The 17,503-nt window shown below is 68.9% G+C and carries 16 protein-coding genes; 10 read left to right on the forward strand and 6 right to left on the reverse strand.

The features are described from left to right. The first annotated feature begins 8 nt into the window (after window positions 1–8). Entirely contained in the window at window positions 9–1,010 is a 1,002-nt protein-coding gene (locus JIG36_RS07240; protein ID WP_203375262.1) for a TerC family protein, read from the forward strand. A gap of 49 nt (window positions 1,011–1,059) precedes the next feature. On the opposite strand, the gene typA is transcribed toward JIG36_RS07240, so the two are convergent. Further along, on the reverse strand, window positions 1,060–2,925 hold the full coding sequence (typA, locus tag JIG36_RS07245) for a translational GTPase TypA (protein WP_203375263.1): 1,866 nt from the start codon (window positions 2,923–2,925) through the stop codon (window positions 1,060–1,062). Window positions 2,926–3,069: 144 nt separating this feature from the next. On the opposite strand from typA, the gene JIG36_RS07250 reads away from it, so the two are divergent. Together JIG36_RS07250 and JIG36_RS07255 are read left to right on the forward strand one after the other, a co-directional pair. After that, window positions 3,070–3,870, forward strand: a complete 801-nt coding sequence (locus JIG36_RS07250; RefSeq protein WP_203375264.1) for a lytic transglycosylase domain-containing protein — start codon at window positions 3,070–3,072, stop codon at window positions 3,868–3,870. Between the two features lie 159 nt (window positions 3,871–4,029). Beyond that, window positions 4,030–4,455, forward strand: coding sequence for an uL11 family ribosomal protein (locus JIG36_RS07255; protein ID WP_202993174.1), 426 nt, complete (start codon window positions 4,030–4,032; stop codon window positions 4,453–4,455). A gap of 44 nt (window positions 4,456–4,499) precedes the next feature. On the opposite strand, the gene JIG36_RS07260 is transcribed toward JIG36_RS07255, so the two are convergent. Next, window positions 4,500–5,090, reverse strand: coding sequence for an ATP-dependent Clp protease proteolytic subunit (locus tag JIG36_RS07260; protein WP_236046362.1), 591 nt, complete (start codon window positions 5,088–5,090; stop codon window positions 4,500–4,502). 203 nt (window positions 5,091–5,293) lie between these two features. On the opposite strand from JIG36_RS07260, the gene JIG36_RS07265 reads away from it, so the two are divergent. Genes JIG36_RS07265 through JIG36_RS07275 form a run of 3 tightly spaced genes read left to right on the forward strand, consistent with a single transcriptional unit; the run spans window position 5,294 to window position 8,269 of the window. Continuing rightward, a complete protein-coding gene (locus JIG36_RS07265; RefSeq protein WP_203375266.1) occupies window positions 5,294–6,022 on the forward strand; it encodes a GntR family transcriptional regulator in 729 nt (242 codons plus the stop codon). A 25-nt stretch (window positions 6,023–6,047) separates the two neighbouring features. Further along, window positions 6,048–7,547, forward strand: a complete 1,500-nt coding sequence (locus JIG36_RS07270) for an NCS1 family nucleobase:cation symporter-1 (RefSeq protein WP_203375267.1) — start codon at window positions 6,048–6,050, stop codon at window positions 7,545–7,547. Further along, window positions 7,544–8,269: an aspartate/glutamate racemase family protein gene (locus JIG36_RS07275; protein WP_203375268.1), complete on the forward strand. Its 726-nt coding sequence runs from the start codon at window positions 7,544–7,546 to the stop codon at window positions 8,267–8,269. The genes JIG36_RS07270 and JIG36_RS07275 overlap by 4 nt, the downstream gene beginning before the upstream one ends. A 23-nt stretch (window positions 8,270–8,292) precedes the next feature. Here JIG36_RS07275 and JIG36_RS07280 read toward each other — a convergent pair whose 3' ends face one another. From JIG36_RS07280 to JIG36_RS07295, 4 genes are all read right to left on the reverse strand, one after another. Further along, entirely contained in the window at window positions 8,293–8,718 is a 426-nt protein-coding gene (locus JIG36_RS07280; protein ID WP_203375269.1) for a PIN domain nuclease, read from the reverse strand. Beyond that, window positions 8,715–8,924, reverse strand: coding sequence for a type II toxin-antitoxin system VapB family antitoxin (locus JIG36_RS07285; RefSeq protein ID WP_203375270.1), 210 nt, complete (start codon window positions 8,922–8,924; stop codon window positions 8,715–8,717). The genes JIG36_RS07280 and JIG36_RS07285 overlap by 4 nt, the downstream gene beginning before the upstream one ends. Window positions 8,925–8,992: 68 nt before the next feature. Then, window positions 8,993–9,640 carry an MBL fold metallo-hydrolase gene (locus JIG36_RS07290; RefSeq protein WP_203375271.1) on the reverse strand — a complete coding sequence of 216 codons (648 nt, stop codon included), beginning with the start codon at window positions 9,638–9,640 and terminating at the stop codon, window positions 8,993–8,995. Between the two features lie 2 nt (window positions 9,641–9,642). After that, entirely contained in the window at window positions 9,643–10,347 is a 705-nt protein-coding gene (locus JIG36_RS07295; RefSeq protein ID WP_203375272.1) for a maleylpyruvate isomerase family mycothiol-dependent enzyme, read from the reverse strand. A 229-nt stretch (window positions 10,348–10,576) separates the two neighbouring features. On the opposite strand from JIG36_RS07295, the gene rsgA reads away from it, so the two are divergent. From rsgA to JIG36_RS07315, 4 genes are all read left to right on the forward strand, one after another. Beyond that, complete coding sequence (gene rsgA, locus JIG36_RS07300) at window positions 10,577–11,614, forward strand: ribosome small subunit-dependent GTPase A (protein ID WP_203375273.1); 1,038 nt, start codon at window positions 10,577–10,579, stop codon at window positions 11,612–11,614. A gap of 25 nt (window positions 11,615–11,639) precedes the next feature. Continuing rightward, complete coding sequence (locus tag JIG36_RS07305) at window positions 11,640–13,433, forward strand: DUF6311 domain-containing protein (protein ID WP_203375274.1); 1,794 nt, start codon at window positions 11,640–11,642, stop codon at window positions 13,431–13,433. Between the two features lie 182 nt (window positions 13,434–13,615). Continuing rightward, window positions 13,616–16,639, forward strand: a complete 3,024-nt coding sequence (gene uvrA / locus JIG36_RS07310; protein ID WP_203375275.1) for an excinuclease ABC subunit UvrA — start codon at window positions 13,616–13,618, stop codon at window positions 16,637–16,639. Window positions 16,640–16,900: 261 nt separating this feature from the next. Continuing rightward, entirely contained in the window at window positions 16,901–17,440 is a 540-nt protein-coding gene (locus tag JIG36_RS07315; protein WP_203375276.1) for a Rieske (2Fe-2S) protein, read from the forward strand. Window positions 17,441–17,503 lie beyond the last annotated feature (63 nt).

Genomic DNA, 17,503 nt, shown 5'->3' on the forward strand with positions numbered 1-17,503 from the left:
GGCTCTAGTTGAACATTTCCGCCTGGGTGTGGATCGTCACCCTGGTTGCCGTCGTCGTCGTGCTCGCCATTGATCTTCTGATCATCGGCCGGCGACCGCACGAGCCCTCGATGAAAGAGTCGGGCGGCTGGGTGGCCTTCTACGTCGCGCTGGCGCTGGCCTTCGGTGGTGGTCTCTGGTTCTTCGCCGGAGCGCAACCGGCCGCCGAGTTCTACACCGGCTGGCTCACCGAATACTCGCTGAGCGTCGACAACCTCTTCATCTTCATGATCATCATGGCGCGGTTCGCCGTGCCCCGGCAGTTCCAGCAGAAGGTGCTGCTCATCGGCATCGTGCTGGCCCTGGTGATGCGCGGCCTGTTCATCGCCGCCGGCGCCGCCCTGATCTCGCAGTTCTCCTGGGTCTTCTACATCTTCGGCGCGTTCCTCGTCTACACGGCGATCACCCTGCTCAAGGAGGGTGAGAACGACGAGGACGACTTCAAGGAGAACATCCTGATCCGCTGGGCCAAGCGCGCCCTGCCGGTGTCGTCGTCGTTCGACAGCGGCCGCATGACGGTGCTCTCCGAGACCGGCCGGCGCCTGTTCACGCCCATGCTCATCGTGATGATCGCGATCGGCACGACGGACCTGCTGTTCGCCCTCGACTCGATCCCCGCGATCTTCGGCATCACCAAGGAGCCCTACCTGGTCTTCACCGCGAACGTCTTCGCCCTGATGGGCCTGCGCCAGCTGTTCTTCCTGCTGGGTGGCCTGCTCGAGCGCCTGGTCTTCCTCAACTACGGCCTGGCCGCGGTGCTGGCGTTCATCGGCGTGAAGCTGTTCCTGGAGGCCCTGCACACCAACAGCATCCCGTTCATCAACGGCGGCGACGGCGTGCACTGGGCCCCGGAGATCCCGATCTGGCTGTCCCTGCTGGTCATCATCGGCACGCTGGGCATCGCCACGGTCGCCAGCCTGATCAAGAGCTCCCGTGACCGCCGACGGGAACTGGCGGACTCCAAGATCTGAGGGCGTGAAAAGGCGGCCGCAGCGCGAAGCTGCGGCCGCCGGGAAAGAACTACTGCTGGTGCTTGCGGCGGGCGGCCTGGCGGCCCCGCGTCTGCTGGTCGAGGATGACCTTGCGGATGCGCACCGCGGCCGGGGTGACCTCGACGCACTCGTCCTCGCGGCAGAACTCGAGGGCCTGCTCCAGGGAGAGCTTGCGCGGCGGGATCACCTTCTCGGTGTTGTCGGCGCTGGCCGCGCGCATGTTGGTGAGCTTCTTCTCCTTGGTGATGTTGACGTCCATGTCGTCCTCGCGCGAGTTCTCGCCGACGATCATGCCCTCGTACACCTCGGTGGTCGGCTCGACGAACAGCTGACCGCGCTCCTGGATGTTGATCATCGCGAACGGGGTGACGGCGCCGGCCCGGTCGGCCACCAGCGAGCCGTTGTTGCGGGTGCGCAGCTCGCCGAACCACGGCTCGTAGTCCTCGAACAGGTGGTGCATGATGCCGGTGCCGCGGGTCTCGGTGAGGAACTCGGTGCGGAAGCCGATCAGGCCGCGCGCCGGGACCAGCCACTCCATGCGCAGCCAGCCGGTGCCGTGGTTGATCAGCTCTTCCATCCGGCCCTTGCGGGTGGACAGCAGCGTGGTGATCGCGCCCATGTATTCGTCGGGGGCGTCGATCGTCAGGCGCTCGACCGGCTCGTACGTCTTGCCGTCGATGGTCTTGGTGACCACCTGGGGCTTGCCCACCGTGAGCTCGTAGTTCTCGCGGCGCATCTGCTCGACCAGGATGGCCAGCGCCAGCTCGCCGCGGCCCTGCACCTCCCACGCGTCGGGCCGCTCGGTCGGCAGGACCCGCAGCGAGACGTTGCCGATCAGCTCGCGGTCGAGGCGGTCCTTGACCATGCGGGCCGTGACCTTGGCCCCCTTGACCTTGCCGACCAGCGGCGACGTGTTGGTGCCGAGGACCATCGAGATGGCCGGCTCGTCGACGGTGATCAGCGGGAGCGGGACCGGGTTCTCGGCGTCGGCCAGCGTCTCACCGATCATGATCTCGGCGATGCCGGCCACGGCCATGATGTCGCCCGGGCCCGCGCTCTCGGCGGGCTTGCGGTCGAGACCCTCGGTGATCAGCAGCTCGGAGATGCGGACGTTGCTGATCGTGCCGTCGGTCTTGCACCAGGCGACGGTCTGGCCCTTGCGGATCGTGCCCTCGTGCACCCGGCACAGCGCGAGGCGGCCGAGGAAGTTCGAGGCGTCGAGGTTGACGACGTGCGCCTGCAGCGGCGCGCCCTCGGTGTAGGTGGGTGCGGGGATGGTCTCGAGGATCGTGCTGAACAGCACCTCGAGGTCGGTCGAGTCTTCCGGGACGGTGCCGTCCTTGGGCTGGGTCAGCGAGGCGATGCCGTCGCGGGCGCAGGCGTAGACGATCGGGAACTCGATCTGGTGCTCGTCGGCGTCGAGGTCGAGGAACAGTTCGTACGTCTCGTCGACGACCTCTTTGATGCGCGCGTCGGGCCGGTCGACCTTGTTGATGATCAGAATGATCGGGAGCTTGGCCGCGAGCGCCTTGCGCAGCACGAAGCGGGTCTGCGGGAGCGGGCCCTCGGAGGCGTCGACGAGCAGGGCGACGCCGTCGACCATGGTGAGGCCGCGCTCGACCTCACCGCCGAAGTCGGCGTGGCCGGGGGTGTCGATGATGTTGATGGTGACGGGGTCACCCTCGGCGGGCTGGTAGCTGATCGCCGTGTTCTTGGCGAGAATGGTGATGCCCTTTTCCCGCTCCAGGTCCATGGAGTCCATGACGCGGTCGGCCATCTCGCCCCGCGCGTGGGACTGGCTCCCCTGGCGCAGCATGGCGTCGACCAGGGTGGTTTTGCCATGGTCGACGTGGGCGATGATGGCGACGTTGCGTAGGTCGGTGCGGGTCTGCATGCCTCCATTGTCCCTGGAGAAAGTTGCGGTCGCGGGTCGGGGTCGATCGACGTTTCAGTCCTGGTTTAAGGGTGCAGCGGTGCGCGGGAGAACGGAGCTAGCCTGCGCCGGCAGCAACCGCGAACGGGGAGGAAGGGCCGGTTGATGACACGAGGACTGAAACTGGGCGCGGCGCTGGCCGCATTGATGATCACGGCCGGGTGCGGCCTGATCGGCGGGGACGACAAAGAGGTGGCCGCCCCGCCGGTGACGGAGACCACGGCGGTGTCGGACGAGCCGGAGTTCGAGCCGGTCACCGAGTCGCCCACGCCGGAGCCGACGACCGAGAAGCCGGCGCCGAAACCGTCGAGGACGACAAAGGAGCCGAAGAGCGTGGAACCCACCCAGCCCGCGTTCTGGAGTGAGCTGCCGGCGTGCGCGCACTACGACAAAACGAAGCCGGTCGCCAAGAAGACGGTCAAGAAGGCGCTCAAGGCCGCCTCGGCGCGGGTCTACTGGCGTACCGAAGCTCCGACCTTGAAGTTGAACTATCCGCTGGTCAAGGCGATCGCCTGGCAGGAGAGCGGCTGGCAGACCAACATCCACAACTGTGACGGCGGGGCCGGGGTCATGCAGCTGATGCCCGACACGGTGGATTTTGTGAACAACCGCTTCGGGCTCGACTACGACGCCTCCGACTACAAGCAGAACGCCTTCGCCGGCGCCAACTACATCGCCTGGTTCACGCGGTGGGCGGGGCAGAACTACTTCGGCGAGAACTACAACCTGAACACCAGCAAGTGCAAGTCGCACACGTCGTGGTGCCTGCTCAACGTGGTGATCTCGGGCTACAACGCGGGCCAGGGCGGGATCGAGGCGGCGGCCGCGAGCAAGACCCTGCCCAACCCGCAGTACGTGGCGGCGGTCCGCTCGCTGATGAGCCGGTGCGAGTGCGACCAGTTCTGAGGCGCGAGATACACTGGTCGTGAACCTGGGACCCCCGCGCGTCGGGTCGTTTTGACCCGTTCACAGGCGCGGTAGTAAGGTCTCGGGGTTGTCGTGTGTTGATAAGAAGCTGGCGAGCTGCGACTAGAGCTTGCAGCTCACCCAAAGGAGCCCTACGCAATGCCGCCCAAGAAAAAGACTCATGAGGTAACCCTCGCGCTTGAGGCGGGTAACGCCGCGATGGTCGACCTCGGCAAGATGCTTGGTCCGACCGGGGCCAACATGCGTGCCGTGAAGGTGGAGTACGACGAGGCGACGTCGAAGAACCGTGGCGAGATCATTCCGGTCATCGTCTCGGTCTACGAGGACCGCAGCCACACGCTGGCCTACAAGACCCCGCCGACCAGCTTCCTGATCCGCAAGGCTCTGGGCATCCAGTCGGGCGCGTCGAACCCGCTGACCCAGACCGTGGGCACGCTGAGCGCGACCCAGGTCAAGGAGATCGCCGAGCGCAAGCTCCCCGACCTCAACGCGAACGACATCGACGCCGCGATCCAGATCGTCTCCGGCACCGCCCGTTCCATGGGTGTGAAGGTCAACGTCTGAGTCAGGCTTGGAAAAAGGCCCCGGGGTTTTCCCGGGGCCTTTTTTCATGCCTTGCCGAGAATCTCGGTGATCAGCCCGTATTCCAGGGCTTCCTGAGCGGTCAGGTTGCGCCCGGCCGACATGTCGTCCTCGACGCGGCTGCGGGACTGGCCGGTCACCTCGACCAGCCGCAGGGTGATCTCTTCGAGTTCGCGCAGGTGCTGGCCGGCGGCCCGGGCCACCTCGTCGGCGGTGCCGGTCACGCCGGACGAGCGGGGCTCGTTGAGCTTGAACCGGGCGTGCCGGTAGGCGGCGCGGCGCTCGGCGGCGGCCAGCACGGCGACCACGGCCCCGGCCGCCTGCGACGTCACCACCGCGTGCACGGGCGCCGCCATCGAGTCGATCACGTCGATGACCGAGAGGGCCGCCCCCAGTTCGCCGCCGGGGCTGGCCATGTGCAGCTGGACCGGCGCCGGGCCGTGCGCGTCGAGGGTCATCAGGGCCGCGGCGATCCCCGAGGCGGCCTCCGAGCTGAGCTGGCCGCGGATCATGACGATCCGCTGGTCGAACAGCTTCTCCTCGAGCCAGCCGGGGAGGCCCGGGCCGGGGTCGGACGACGGCGGCGGCTGACCCCACCGCATCGGATCGTGGCGCATCTCCACCGCATACCTCCCAGGCCGAGTGTCCTTCAGCCTAATCAGACCCACCGGCCACGACTTTCCCTTCCGCTGAGGGCAGACAGGAGGGAGGGTGAGGGGAGTGATGCGGGCCACAGGTGAGGGGATGGGGCATGAGCGGTGCCGAGGGAATCGACCGAAGTGGTAAAGGCCCCGTAACGGGCCGCGACTAGATTCCGATCATGCCAGGTCCCCGCCGCCGATCGATCCTGATCTCGCTGCTGACCGACCGTCCCCGCGCGCCGGGCGGCCCGCAGCACGAACTGCGCCGGATCATCCTGGACGGGCAGGTCCCGCCCGGTTCCGCCATTCCCGTCGACGCGGTGGCGGCCGCGTTCGGGGTGAGCCGGATCCCCGTACGGGAAGCTCTCATGACCTTGATCGGGGAGGGGCTGGTCGATCACCGGCCCAACGGCGGCTACCGCGTGGCCATGATGACCGCGCACGAGTTCGCGGAGATCTATCTGGTGCGCGAGGCCCTGGAGACGGCCGGGCTGCGGGCGGCCGTCGATCGGGCGTGCGGGGACGACGACGACCAGGCGAAAGAGGCGTTGCGGGCCCTCGACGAGGCGATCCACGCGTACGACGGAAGGCTTTACCACCGCGAGAGCCGGCGCTTCCACCTGGCCCTGATCCGGCCGTGCCGCATGCGCCGCCTGCTGCACATGCTCGACCTGGCCTGGAACCAGACCGAGCCGTTGCAGCCGATGTCGCACCTGGACAGTTCCGAGCGGGAGCAGCTGCACGCCGACCACGCGGGCATGCTGGAGGCCTTCTGTGCCCGCGACGCCGAGGCGCTGACCGCCGTCTTCGCCACCCACCACCACCGCCTGCAGACCGCGATCGGGGCGTTGCCGCAGGACACCGGGCTGTTCGAACCGGAAGATATACAGTTCCGCTCATCTATGTGAAACAGCCGATACCTAGCGTCACGCTATGGCCGACATCACCACCAGCAAGCCCGAGGACATGGTCGAAGCCGCCGGCATGCCGGTCGGCAGCGGCGTCATCAAACCGGGGTACGACCCCCGGCTCACCAACGAGGACCTGGCCCCGCTGAAGAACCAGCACTGGGGTTCGTACAACATCTTCGCGTTCTGGATGTCCGATGTGCACAGCGTCGGCGGCTACGTGACCGCGGGCAGCCTGTTCGCGCTGGGCCTGTCGAGCTGGCAGGTGCTGGTCTCGCTGGTCGTCGGCATCACGATCGTCTACTTCTTCTGCAACCTGGTCGCCAAGCCCAGCCAGGTCACCGGTGTGCCCTACCCGGTGATCAACCGGGCCGCGTTCGGGGTGCTCGGCGCGAACGTGCCGGCCATCATCCGCGGCGCGATCGCGGTCGCCTGGTACGGCATCCAGACCTACCTGGCCTCGGCCGCGCTCGACATCGTGGTCCTCAAGTTCTGGCCCGGGCTGACCCCGTACGCCGACGTCGACCAGTACGGCTTCCTCGGCCTGCCGCTGCTCGGGTGGTGCACGTACGCGCTGCTCTGGGTTCTGCAGGCGGCCGTGTTCTGGACCGGCATGGAGACCATCCGCAAGTTCATCGACTTCTGCGGCCCGGCCGTCTACGTCGTGATGATCCTGCTGTGCGGTTACCTGATCTACAAGGCGGGCTGGAGCGAGATCGACCTGAACCTGGGTGACGTGCAGTATCACGGCTGGGACGCGCTGCCGGTCATGCTGGGCGCGATCGCGCTGGTGGTGTCGTACTTCTCCGGCCCGATGCTCAACTTCGGCGACTTCTCGCGCTACGGCAAGTCGTTCAGCGCCGTGAAGAAAGGCAACCTGCTCGGCCTGCCGCTGAACTTCTTGTTCTTCGCGATCCTGGTGGTCGTCACCGCCTCGCTGACCCTGCCCGTCTTCGGCGAGCTGATCACCGACCCGGTCGAGACCGTGTCGCGCATCGACAGCACGTTCGCGATCGCCCTGGGCGCGCTGACCTTCACCATCGCCACCATCGGCATCAACATCGTCGCCAACTTCATCTCGCCGGCGTTCGACTTCTCCAACGTCAGCCCGCAGAAGATCAGCTGGCGGGCCGGCGGCATGATCGCCGCGGTCGGGTCGGTGCTGCTGACGCCGTGGAACCTCTACAACAACCCGGACGTCATCCACTACACGCTGGAGACGCTGGGCGCCTTCATCGGGCCGCTGTTCGGGGTGCTGATCGCCGACTACTACCTGATCCGCAAGCAGCAGGTCGACGTCGACGCGATGTTCACGATGTCGCCCGAGGGCCGCTACCACTACAAGAAGGGCTACAACCCGCCCGCGATCATCGCGACGGCGACCGGCGCCGTGATCGCCATGATCCCGGTGCTGTGGACCGGCGGCCCGGGCATGCACACCACCGCCCAGTACAGCTGGTTCATCGGGATGGGCCTCGGTTTCCTGACCTACATGGTGCTGGCCCGCCGGAGTCGCGTCGCATGAGGATCCGGGTCATCAACCCCAACACGACGGAGTCGATGACCGCGCTGATCGAGGCGAGTGCCCGGGCCGCAGCCGGTCCGGGCACCGTCGTCGAGGCGGTCACCCCGATCATGGGCCCGGCGTCGATCGAGAGCCACTACGACGAGGCGCTGGCCGTGCCCGGCATCCTGCGGGCGATCATCGACGACTCCGGGGCGGACGGTTATGTGCTGGCCTGCTTCGGCGACCCGGGTCTCGACGCCGCCCGCGAGCTGGCCTCCGGTCCGGTGGCCGGCATCGCCGAGGCCGCGATGCACGCGGCGGCGATGGTCGGTCGCGGTTTCAGCGTGGTCACGACCCTTTCCCGTACGCGGGGACGAGCGCACGACCTGGCTGCACGTTACGTGGCCCCGGGCGTCTGCCGGGGCGTGCACGCCTGCGACATTCCCGTGCTGGAGCTCGAGCACGACCCGGCCGCCCGCAAGGAGGTGATCGCGCTGGCCCGGCACGCCCTGGAGCGCGACGGCTCCGACGCGATCGTGCTGGGCTGCGCCGGGATGGCCGGCTTCGCCGCCGCGGCGAGCGCCGAACTGGGCGTACCGGTCATCGACGGGGTCGCCGCGGCCACGGTCATGGTGCAGTCGCTGGTCACGCTCGGCCTGCGAACCTCCACGCGCGAGGAGTACGCGCCGCCGCCGGCCAAGTCGTACACGGGCCTGCTGCGCGAATTCACACGGAGCTGACGCAGGCCTGACGGGCGATCTGCTCACGGAATCGATCCGGGCGGAGCGATCCATGTCGTGGGCTGGTCGGTTGCCTTGGCCACCTCGTCGAAGTCGCGGTCGTAGTGGACCAAAGTGAGGTCGTTCAGCTCGGCCGTCGCCGCGAGAATCAGATCGACGGCGCCGGCCGAGCGGTGCGTGCCGCGAGCGGTCATGGCCGCCTGTATCTCGGCGGCCCGGCCGAAGACCTGGTCGGGCATCACTATCCACGCGAAGGTCGCGTTGAGCAGCTCCAGCCATTCCTCGCGGTCGGCTTTGGAACGGGCGCTGTGCAGAAGTTCCAGTTCGGTGATCGGGCAGATGCCCATCACGCCCGCGGTGATCTGCGGCTGCCAGCGGGCGCGGACGTCAGGATTTCGGAGCAGCCGGACCACCGCGCTCGTGTCGATGAGGAAGCGGGCGAGGTTCATGCCCGGTAGGCGTCCTTGTTCAGCAGCTCGTCGAAGGCTCCGGTTTCACCGATCTCGGCCAGCCGGGCCAGGGCCTTGGCGCGGCGCAGCTGGTTGGCGGTCTCGCGCAGGGCGGTGTTGACAGTGTCTTTCTTCGTCGTGGTGCCGAGCAGCGCGGCCGCCTCGGCGAGCGCGTCGTCGTCGACGTCAATGAGTACCTTTGCCATCGGCCACACTTCCTCAGACTAGATATATACGAAAGGCAGTCGCAGTATATATCGATCCGCGGGGTGGTTCACCAGCCGCGGGAGCGCCACTCGGGGAGGTGGGGGCGTTCGGCGCCGAGGGTCGAGTCCTTGCCGTGGCCCGGGTAGAACCAGGTGTCGTCGGGGAGGCGGTCGAACAGCTTGGTCTCGACGTCGGTGATCAGGGACTCGAAGTGGGCCTTGTTCTTGTGCGTGTTGCCGACGCCGCCGGGGAAGAGGCTGTCGCCCGTCCACAGGTGGGCCGGGCCCGCCGGGTCCTGGTAGAGCAGGGCGATCGACCCGGGAGTGTGGCCGACGAGGTGGATCACCTCGAGGGTGGCCTCGCCCACGGTGATGTGTTCGCCGCCGCGCAGGTCGCGGTTGACCAGCGGGATGTCGGCGGCGTCCTCGATGTGGGCCAGCGACTCGGCGCCGGTCGCCGCCACCACCTCCTCGAGGGCCTGCCAGTGGTCGCCGTGGCCGTGGGTGGTGACGATCGTGGCCAGGCCCGTGTCGCCGGCCAGGCCGATCAGGGTGGGGGCGTCGTTGGCGGCGTCGATCAGCAGCTGCTGGTCGCCGCTGCGCAGCAGGTAGGCGTTGTTGTCCATGGGGCCGACCGACACCTTGGTGATGGTCAGGCCGCCCAGGTCACGCACGTCGGGCGTGCCGCCTCGGGTGACTTCTCCGGTGTACGACATGTCTACTTCCACCTCGCGGGTGTCGGGAGCTCGCCGTCGGGCGAGACGGTCAGGTCGGCGCCGTCGGCGCGGCCGGTGAGCCACGCGGCGATCGACTTGGTCGGGCCACCGACCACCGGCAGGTTCTCGCCGGCGCCGATGGTCAGCGCGTGCTCGATGCCGTAGGGCCGCAGCACCATGGCCGGCGTGGTCTCGCCGGCGCCGGCGACGACCTCGCGCAGCAGGCGCAACGAGAACGCGTCGGACCAGTCGGCCGGGGTGTAACCGAGCCCCAGGTCGACGTGGTGCACGGTCACTTCGCGCAGCCGGGCCCACGGCACCGCCGCGGCCGATTGCCCCAGCCACGGCACGGGAAACGCCCACGCCTCGGCCGGCATGGCCGCCCCGGCGTCGGCGAACCTCTCGTGCGCGGCCCGGATGTCTTCCAGCTGCTCGCGCAGGGGACGGCCGGCGCCCTCCTCGATGCCCGCCTCACGAGCTTGCGCAGACGCGTACGGGGGTGTCTCGACCCCGGTGCGGGCCCAGGTCAGCAGGTTGGTCAGGGCGTCGGCGTTGCGCGCCACGTGGGTCAGCACGTGCCCGACCGTCCAGCCGGGCAGCGCGGACAGGTTGCCGACCGTGGCCGGTTCGAGGTCGGCCACCGTGCGCAGGAACTCGTCGGTGGCCCGGTCGACGTCGGTCAGCATCACGAGCGGATCCATAGTCACGCCAGAACCCTAGGCCCTGAACCCGCTCGCACGCCCGGGACATCCGCGACGGATCCCGGGCGGAAATCGCTTTCGCCGGCGTAGCGGCGACCGTACCGTCGGTGCAGACGCGCCGATCAGATCCCGCGAAGGAGGTGGGGAGCGTGCTGTTCGTCTTGGCGTCCCTTCACCCGGAGGCCCGCGCCTGACCACGCGGTCCGGCGGTCTCCCTTTCCCGAATCGGGTTCTCATGGCACACGAGCTGTCCCAGCTGGGCTGGGACGATTCCTTGGCATCCGCCTACCGTCCCTTCGACCGTTCCGACGCCACCCCGGGGCGGGTGCTGCGCGCCGACCGTGGCGTCTGCACCGTGCTCGACGTGAACGGCGTCACCCGGGCCAGCCTCTCCGGCAGCGTGCTGCTCGGCGCCGCCCGCGACCCGTCCCGGCTGCCCTGCGCCGGCGACTGGGTGGTGCTGCGTCGCTGGCCCGACCGCCGGGTCACCGCCGAGGCCGTGCTGCCCCGGCGCACCTGTCTGATCCGCCGCACCTCCGACAAGGACAGCACCGGGCAGGTGCTGGCCGCGAACATGGACACGGTGGCCGTCGTCGAACCGATCCACCCGGAACCCGACGACGCCCGCATCGAACGCCTCCTCGCCCTGGCCTGGGAGTCCGGCGCCGGCCCGCTGCTCGTGCTCACCAAGGCCGACACCTCGGCCGACCCCGACGCGGTCAAACGGCAGATCGCCGAGATCGCGCCGGGTGTGCCGGTGGTCGCGGTGAGCGCGCGGCGCGGGCCCGGCGTCGAGCAACTTCGCCCGTACGTGGAAGGGGGTCGCACCCTGGCCCTGCTCGGGCGCTCCGGGGCGGGCAAGTCGACCCTGGTCAACGCCCTGGCCGGCACACCGGTCATGCCCGTGCAGCAGATCCGCGACGTCGACGGCAAGGGGCGGCACACCACCACGTACCGAAATCTGGTCCTTCTCCCCGGCGGCGGCGCGATTCTCGACACACCGGGCATCCGCGGCGTGGGTCTGCTCGACACCGCCGAGGGCCTGGACCGGGCGTTCGCCGACATCGCCGGGCTCGCCGCCCGATGCCAGTTCGGCGACTGCCGGCACGAGACCGAACCCGGCTGCGCGGTCACGCTCGCCGTCGCCGACGGCACGCTGCCGCCGCGCCGGCTGGCCAGCTGGCGCAAGTTACGCCACGAGATCGAGGTCGAATCGGCCCGTCAGTCGGCCCGCCTGGCCGGGGCGGCCGGACACCGCCGCAAGCGTTCCTGACACACCCCTCTGACACAATGCACCGGTGCGCGCGGTGGAAGACGTTGTCTCAGACGAGGCCGGGGCCCGGTCCGAGACCCCGGCGCCGCGGCGATCCCGGGCCGACCTCTGGGCCCTGCTGAACTACGGCGTGCTCGCCGTCCTGGTCACGATCCAGCTCTGGCGTGACCCGAACGGCCGGGTGCTGGCCAGCAACGACGACGACCACGGCGTCTTCCTGTTCATGCTGGCCCACGGCGAGCGGGTGCTGTTCCACGGCGACAACCCGTTCTTCACCGACCGGCTCAACGTGCCCGACGGCGTCAACATGATGGCCAACACCTCGGTGCTGGCGCTGAGCCTGCCGCTGGCCCCGCTCACCCACTGGCTGGGCGCGGGCGTCTCGGTGGCGTTCCTGATCACGCTCGGCCTGGCCGGCACGGCCGCCGCCTGGTACTGGGTTCTCTCCCGCCACCTCGTGCAGAGCCGGGTCGCGGCCTGGGTCGGCGGCCTGTGGTGCGGCTTCGCGCCGACGATGGTGTCGCACGCCAACGGCCACGTGAACTTCGTCAGCCAGTGGGTGCTGCCGTTCATCGTCTGGCAGGTGCTGCGCCTGCGCGAACCGGGCCGGGCCGTCCGCAGCGGCGTCATCCTGGGCCTGCTGATCGTGGTGCAGGTCTTCATCAACGAGGAGAGCCTGCTCTTCACCGCGCTCGGGCTGGGCATCTTCGTCATCGCGTACGCGGTCATGGCCCCGGCCCGGGCGAAGCGGGACGCGCGGCAGATGATCGCCGGGCTCGGGGTCGCGGCCCTGGTCTCGCTGACCCTGCTCGCCTACCCGCTCCATTTCCAGTTCGCGGGCCGGGGCAACTACCACGGCCAGCCGTTCGCCCCCGACGAGTACGCGACCGACCTGGCCTCGATCGTCGGGTTCGCCCGGCAGTCGCTGGCCGGCAACGCCGAGCTGACCCGCACGATGAGCGTCAGCGGCACCGAGGACAACATGTTCTTCGGCCCGGTCGGCTTCGCGATGATCGTCGCCTCGGTCGTCGTGCTGTGGCGCTCGGTGGCCGCCCGCGCCACCGCGATCGCCGCGCTCGTGCTGCTGGTCGTGTCGATGGGCCCGACGCTGAAGGTGTTCGGCGCCGACACCGGAATCCCGCTGCCGTTCGGCCTGGTCAGCCACGTACCGATCATCGACCTGGTCAGCGTCACCCGGTTTGCGATGGTGCCCGCCACGCTCGCCGGTGTGCTGCTCGCCCTGGCCACCGACCGGCTGCGCGAGTTCACCCCGCGCGGGCGGCGGCTGTGGCAGGTGGGTCTCGTTCTCGCCCTGGTGCCGCTGGCACCCAAGCCGCTGCCGGTGGTTGACGCCGGCCCGCTGCCGCCGTTCATCGCCCAGGGCACCTGGCGGCAATACGTCCCCGACGACCGCAGCCTGGTCACCGTGCCGCTGCCCGAGGTCACGACCGGCCGGACCGGCATGCGCTGGGCCGCGCTGACCCACCTGGAATACCGGTCACCCCGCGGCTATTTCATGGGCCCGGTCAACCCGCCGCTCGACGACACCGGCTCGTGGAACGCTCCGCGCCGCTTCACCTCCGACCTGCTCTGGCGCGTGCGGGAGTTCGGCGAGCGGCCCCAGCTCAGCGAGAGTGACAAAGCTCGCATCACCCAAGACCTGATCTTCTGGCGGGCCGCCGTGGTGGTGCTGGTGCCCGGCAGCCGCAACGAGGGCCCGCTGCTCGACACCCTGACCGCGGCCCTGGGGCGCCCGCAGGAGGTCGGCGGGGTGCGGCTCTGGGACGTACGCTCGCTGCCGGTTCCCCCGTCGGAGTGACCTGCCCGGCCACGCCGTAGGCGGAATCGAGATCCGGTTTTCCCGGCCTGAACTGCGGGAATGTGCGCCATGTGCCAGGCGCTACACCTTCCTGGCGCCTGCGGTGACCAAACTTGTCGTACCCCATGGCTAGAGTGGCCGCGGCTCGACTCGACTCATACACCTGTACGGAGAGGCTGGCTGTGGCCGACCGTTTGACTATTAGAGGCGCACGCGAACACAACCTCCGTGACGTCAACCTTGACCTGCCCCGCGACGCGATGATCGTGTTCACCGGTCTGTCCGGGTCCGGCAAGTCCAGCCTCGCGTTCGACACGATCTTCGCCGAGGGGCAGCGGCGCTACGTCGAGTCCCTGTCGTCGTACGCGAGGCAGTTCCTCGGGCAGATGGACAAGCCCGACGTCGACTTCATCGAGGGTCTGTCCCCGGCGGTGTCGATCGACCAGAAGTCGACCTCGCGCAACCCGCGCTCGACGGTCGGCACCATCACCGAGGTCTACGACTACCTGCGCCTGCTCTTCGCCCGCACGGGAATTCCGCATTGCCCGGTCTGTGGCGAGCGGATCAGCAAGCAGACGCCGCAGCAGATCGTCGACCGCGTGCTGGCCATGGACGAGGGCACCCGGTTCATGGTGCTGGCCCCGGTGATCCGCGGCCGCAAGGGGGAATACGTCGACCTGTTCGCCGAGCTGCAGGCCAAGGGCTACGCCCGGGCCCGGGTCGACGGCGTGGTCCACCCGCTGACCGAGCCGCCCAAGCTCAAGAAGCAGGAGAAGCACACCATCGAGGTGGTGGTCGACCGGCTCAGCGTCAAGGCGAGCAGCAAGCAGCGCCTCACCGACTCCATCGAGTCGGCGCTCGGCCTGGCCGGCGGCATCGTGCTGCTCGAGTTCGTCGACCTGCCCGAAGACGACCCGGGCCGCGAGCGGCGCTTCTCGGAACACCTGGCCTGCCCCAACGACCACCCGCTGGCCATCGAGGACCTCGAACCCCGCGTCTTCTCGTTCAACGCCCCCTACGGCGCCTGCCCCGAGTGCGCCGGCCTGGGCACCAAGAAAGAGGTCGACCCCGAGCTGATCATCCCGGACGAGGAGCGCAGCATCCGCGAGGGTGCGATCCAGCCCTGGTCCGGCGGCCAGACCCAGGAATACTTCCTGCGGCTGCTCGAGGCCCTGGCCGACGCCGAGAAGTTCAGCGTCGACACCCCGTGGCGCCAGCTTCCGTCCCGCGCGCAGAAGACGATCCTGCACGGCTCGGAAGACCAGGTCCACGTGCGCTACCGCAACAAGTACGGCCGCGAACGCTCCTACTACACCGGCTTCGAAGGCGTGGTGCAGTGGATCGAGCGCCGCCACAACGACACCGAGAGCGACTGGTCGCGCGACAAGTACGAGGGCTACATGCGCGACGTGCCCTGCCCGACCTGTGGCGGTGCCCGGCTCAAGCCCGAGGTGCTGGCCGTGACGATCGACGGCCGGAGCATCGCCGAGGTCTGCAACCTGTCCATCGGCGACTGCGCCGAGATGCTGTCGAGCATCGAGCTCGACGACCGGCAGAAGATGATCGCCGAGCGGGTGCTCAAAGAGATCAACGCCCGTCTGCAGTTCCTGGTCGACGTGGGCCTCGACTACCTCTCGCTCGACCGCGGCGCCGGCACGCTCTCGGGCGGCGAGGCGCAGCGCATCCGGCTCGCCACCCAGATCGGCTCCGGCCTGGTCGGCGTGCTCTACGTGCTCGACGAGCCGTCGATCGGCCTGCACCAGCGCGACAACCACCGGCTCATCGAGACCCTGGTGCGGCTGAAGAACCTCGGCAACACGCTGATCGTGGTCGAGCACGACGAAGACACCATCCGTACGGCCGACTGGATCGTCGACATCGGACCCGGCGCGGGTGAGCACGGCGGTCACATCGTGCACAGCGGCTCGGTCGCGGGCCTGCTCAAGAACCAGAAGTCGCCGACCGGGGCCTACCTGTCGGGCCGCAAGTCGATCCCGACCCCGGCCGGTCGCCGCCCGCAGATGCCGGGCCGGGAACTGGTCGTGCAGGGCGCCCGCGAGCACAACCTGCGGGGCCTGACCGTCCCGTTCCCGCTCGGGCAGTTCATCGCCGTCACCGGGGTCAGCGGCTCCGGCAAGTCCACGCTGGTCAACGACATCCTCTACACCGTGCTGGCCAACCAGATCAACGGCGCCCGCATGGTGCCGGGCCGGCACACCCGCATCACCGGTCTGGAAGAGGTCGACAAGGTCGTCGGCGTCGACCAGTCGCCGATCGGCCGCACGCCGCGGTCCAACCCCGCGACGTACACGGGCGTCTTCGACAACATCCGCAAGCTGTTCGCCGAGACCACCGAGGCCAAGGTGCGCGGCTACGGCCCGGGCCGGTTCTCGTTCAACGTCAAGGGTGGCCGCTGCGAGAACTGCGCGGGCGACGGCACGATCAAGATCGAGATGAACTTCCTGCCCGACGTCTATGTCCCGTGCGAGGTCTGCAAGGGCGCGCGCTACAACCGCGAGACGCTCGAGGTGCACTACAAGGGCAAGACGATCTCCGAGGTGCTGGAGATGCCGATCGAGGAGGCGGCCGGCTTCTTCGAGCCGATCTCGTCGATCCACCGTCACCTGAAGACACTGGTCGACGTGGGTCTGGGCTATGTGCGGCTCGGCCAGCCGGCGCCGACGCTGTCCGGCGGTGAGGCGCAGCGCGTCAAGCTGGCGTCCGAGCTGCAGAAGCGGTCGACCGGCAAGACGGTCTACGTGCTCGACGAGCCGACCACCGGTCTGCACTTCGAAGACATCCGCAAGCTGCTGCTGGTGCTCAACGGCCTGGTCGACAAGGGCAACACGGTGATCACCATCGAGCACAACCTCGACGTGATCAAGAACGCCGACTGGCTGATCGACATGGGTCCCGAGGGCGGCAGCAAGGGCGGTCTGGTGCTGGCCACCGGCACACCCGAAGAGCTGGCCGAGGTTCCGGAGAGCCACACCGGGCAGTTCCTGCGGCACATGCTCGGCCTCGAGGGCGAGGGCAAGGGGTCACCGGCCGCGACCGGCCGGGCGGCCAAGGCGAACGGTGCCCCGGTCAAGAGCGCGCCGGCCAAGAAGGCGGTGGCGCCGGCGAAGCGCGCGCCGGCCAAGAAAGCGGTGGCGGCGGCGAAGAGCACGCCGGCCAAGCCACGGGCCACCCGGTCGCGCGCCTAGGCCGTTCGCTGGGCGTGTCTTCAGCAACATCACAGGTGACTCAAAGCTACGACGCCCGGTCGGGGACATAGCCTCGACCGGGCGCTGCTGTCCGGGTGAACAGCCGACGACGGCGCCGGGCGAAAGCACGCAAACCCGGATGGACCGCCGCGGCAACGGCGGACAATTTCGCGGCGAGCCTGAACCCGGTGAGCCGCGGCAGCGTATGTAGAGGCGACGCCGCGTGACCATCTACGCGGACCAGGCACTGGAGGACACACGATGACAGACGTGCAGACCAAGACCGACGCCGAGATCTCCCCCGAGGAGCCGCGTCGTTCCGGTGCGGCCTCGACACGCCGTGTGGTCCTGCTTGGCGCCGGCGCGGCGGGTGCCACCGCTGTCCTGGCCGCCTGCGGCACGAGCTCGACGAGCACCAACAGCAACGGCAGCGACTTCTCCGACAACCCGGGCCCGGCCGGCAGCGCGGCCCCCGGCGGCGGCAACGACAGCGGTTCGGGCAGCAACGGCGGCTCCGGTGGGGCGACCCTGGCCGCCGTGGGTGACGTGCCCGAGGGCGGCGGCATCATCCAGGGTGACTACGTGATCACCCAGCCCACCGCGGGCCAGTTCAAGGCGTTCAGCAAGGTCTGCACCCACGCCGGCTGCGACGTCAACAAGATCGACGGCGGGCAGATCGCGTGCCCCTGCCACAACAGCAAGTTCTCGATCGACACCGGCGAGCCGACCTCGGGCCCGGCCACCAAGGCGCTGCCCGAGACGAAGGTCAAGGTGGACGGCGACAACATCGTCGCCGCCTGATATTCCGGTTCGTTCCAGCCCGTTTCCGGGCCGGAGGTCCGGCGCCGTGGCGGCGGCGACGGA

It is taken from the genome of Paractinoplanes ovalisporus (assembly GCF_016834655.1).
Taxonomy (GTDB): domain Bacteria; phylum Actinomycetota; class Actinomycetes; order Mycobacteriales; family Micromonosporaceae; genus Actinoplanes; species Actinoplanes ovalisporus.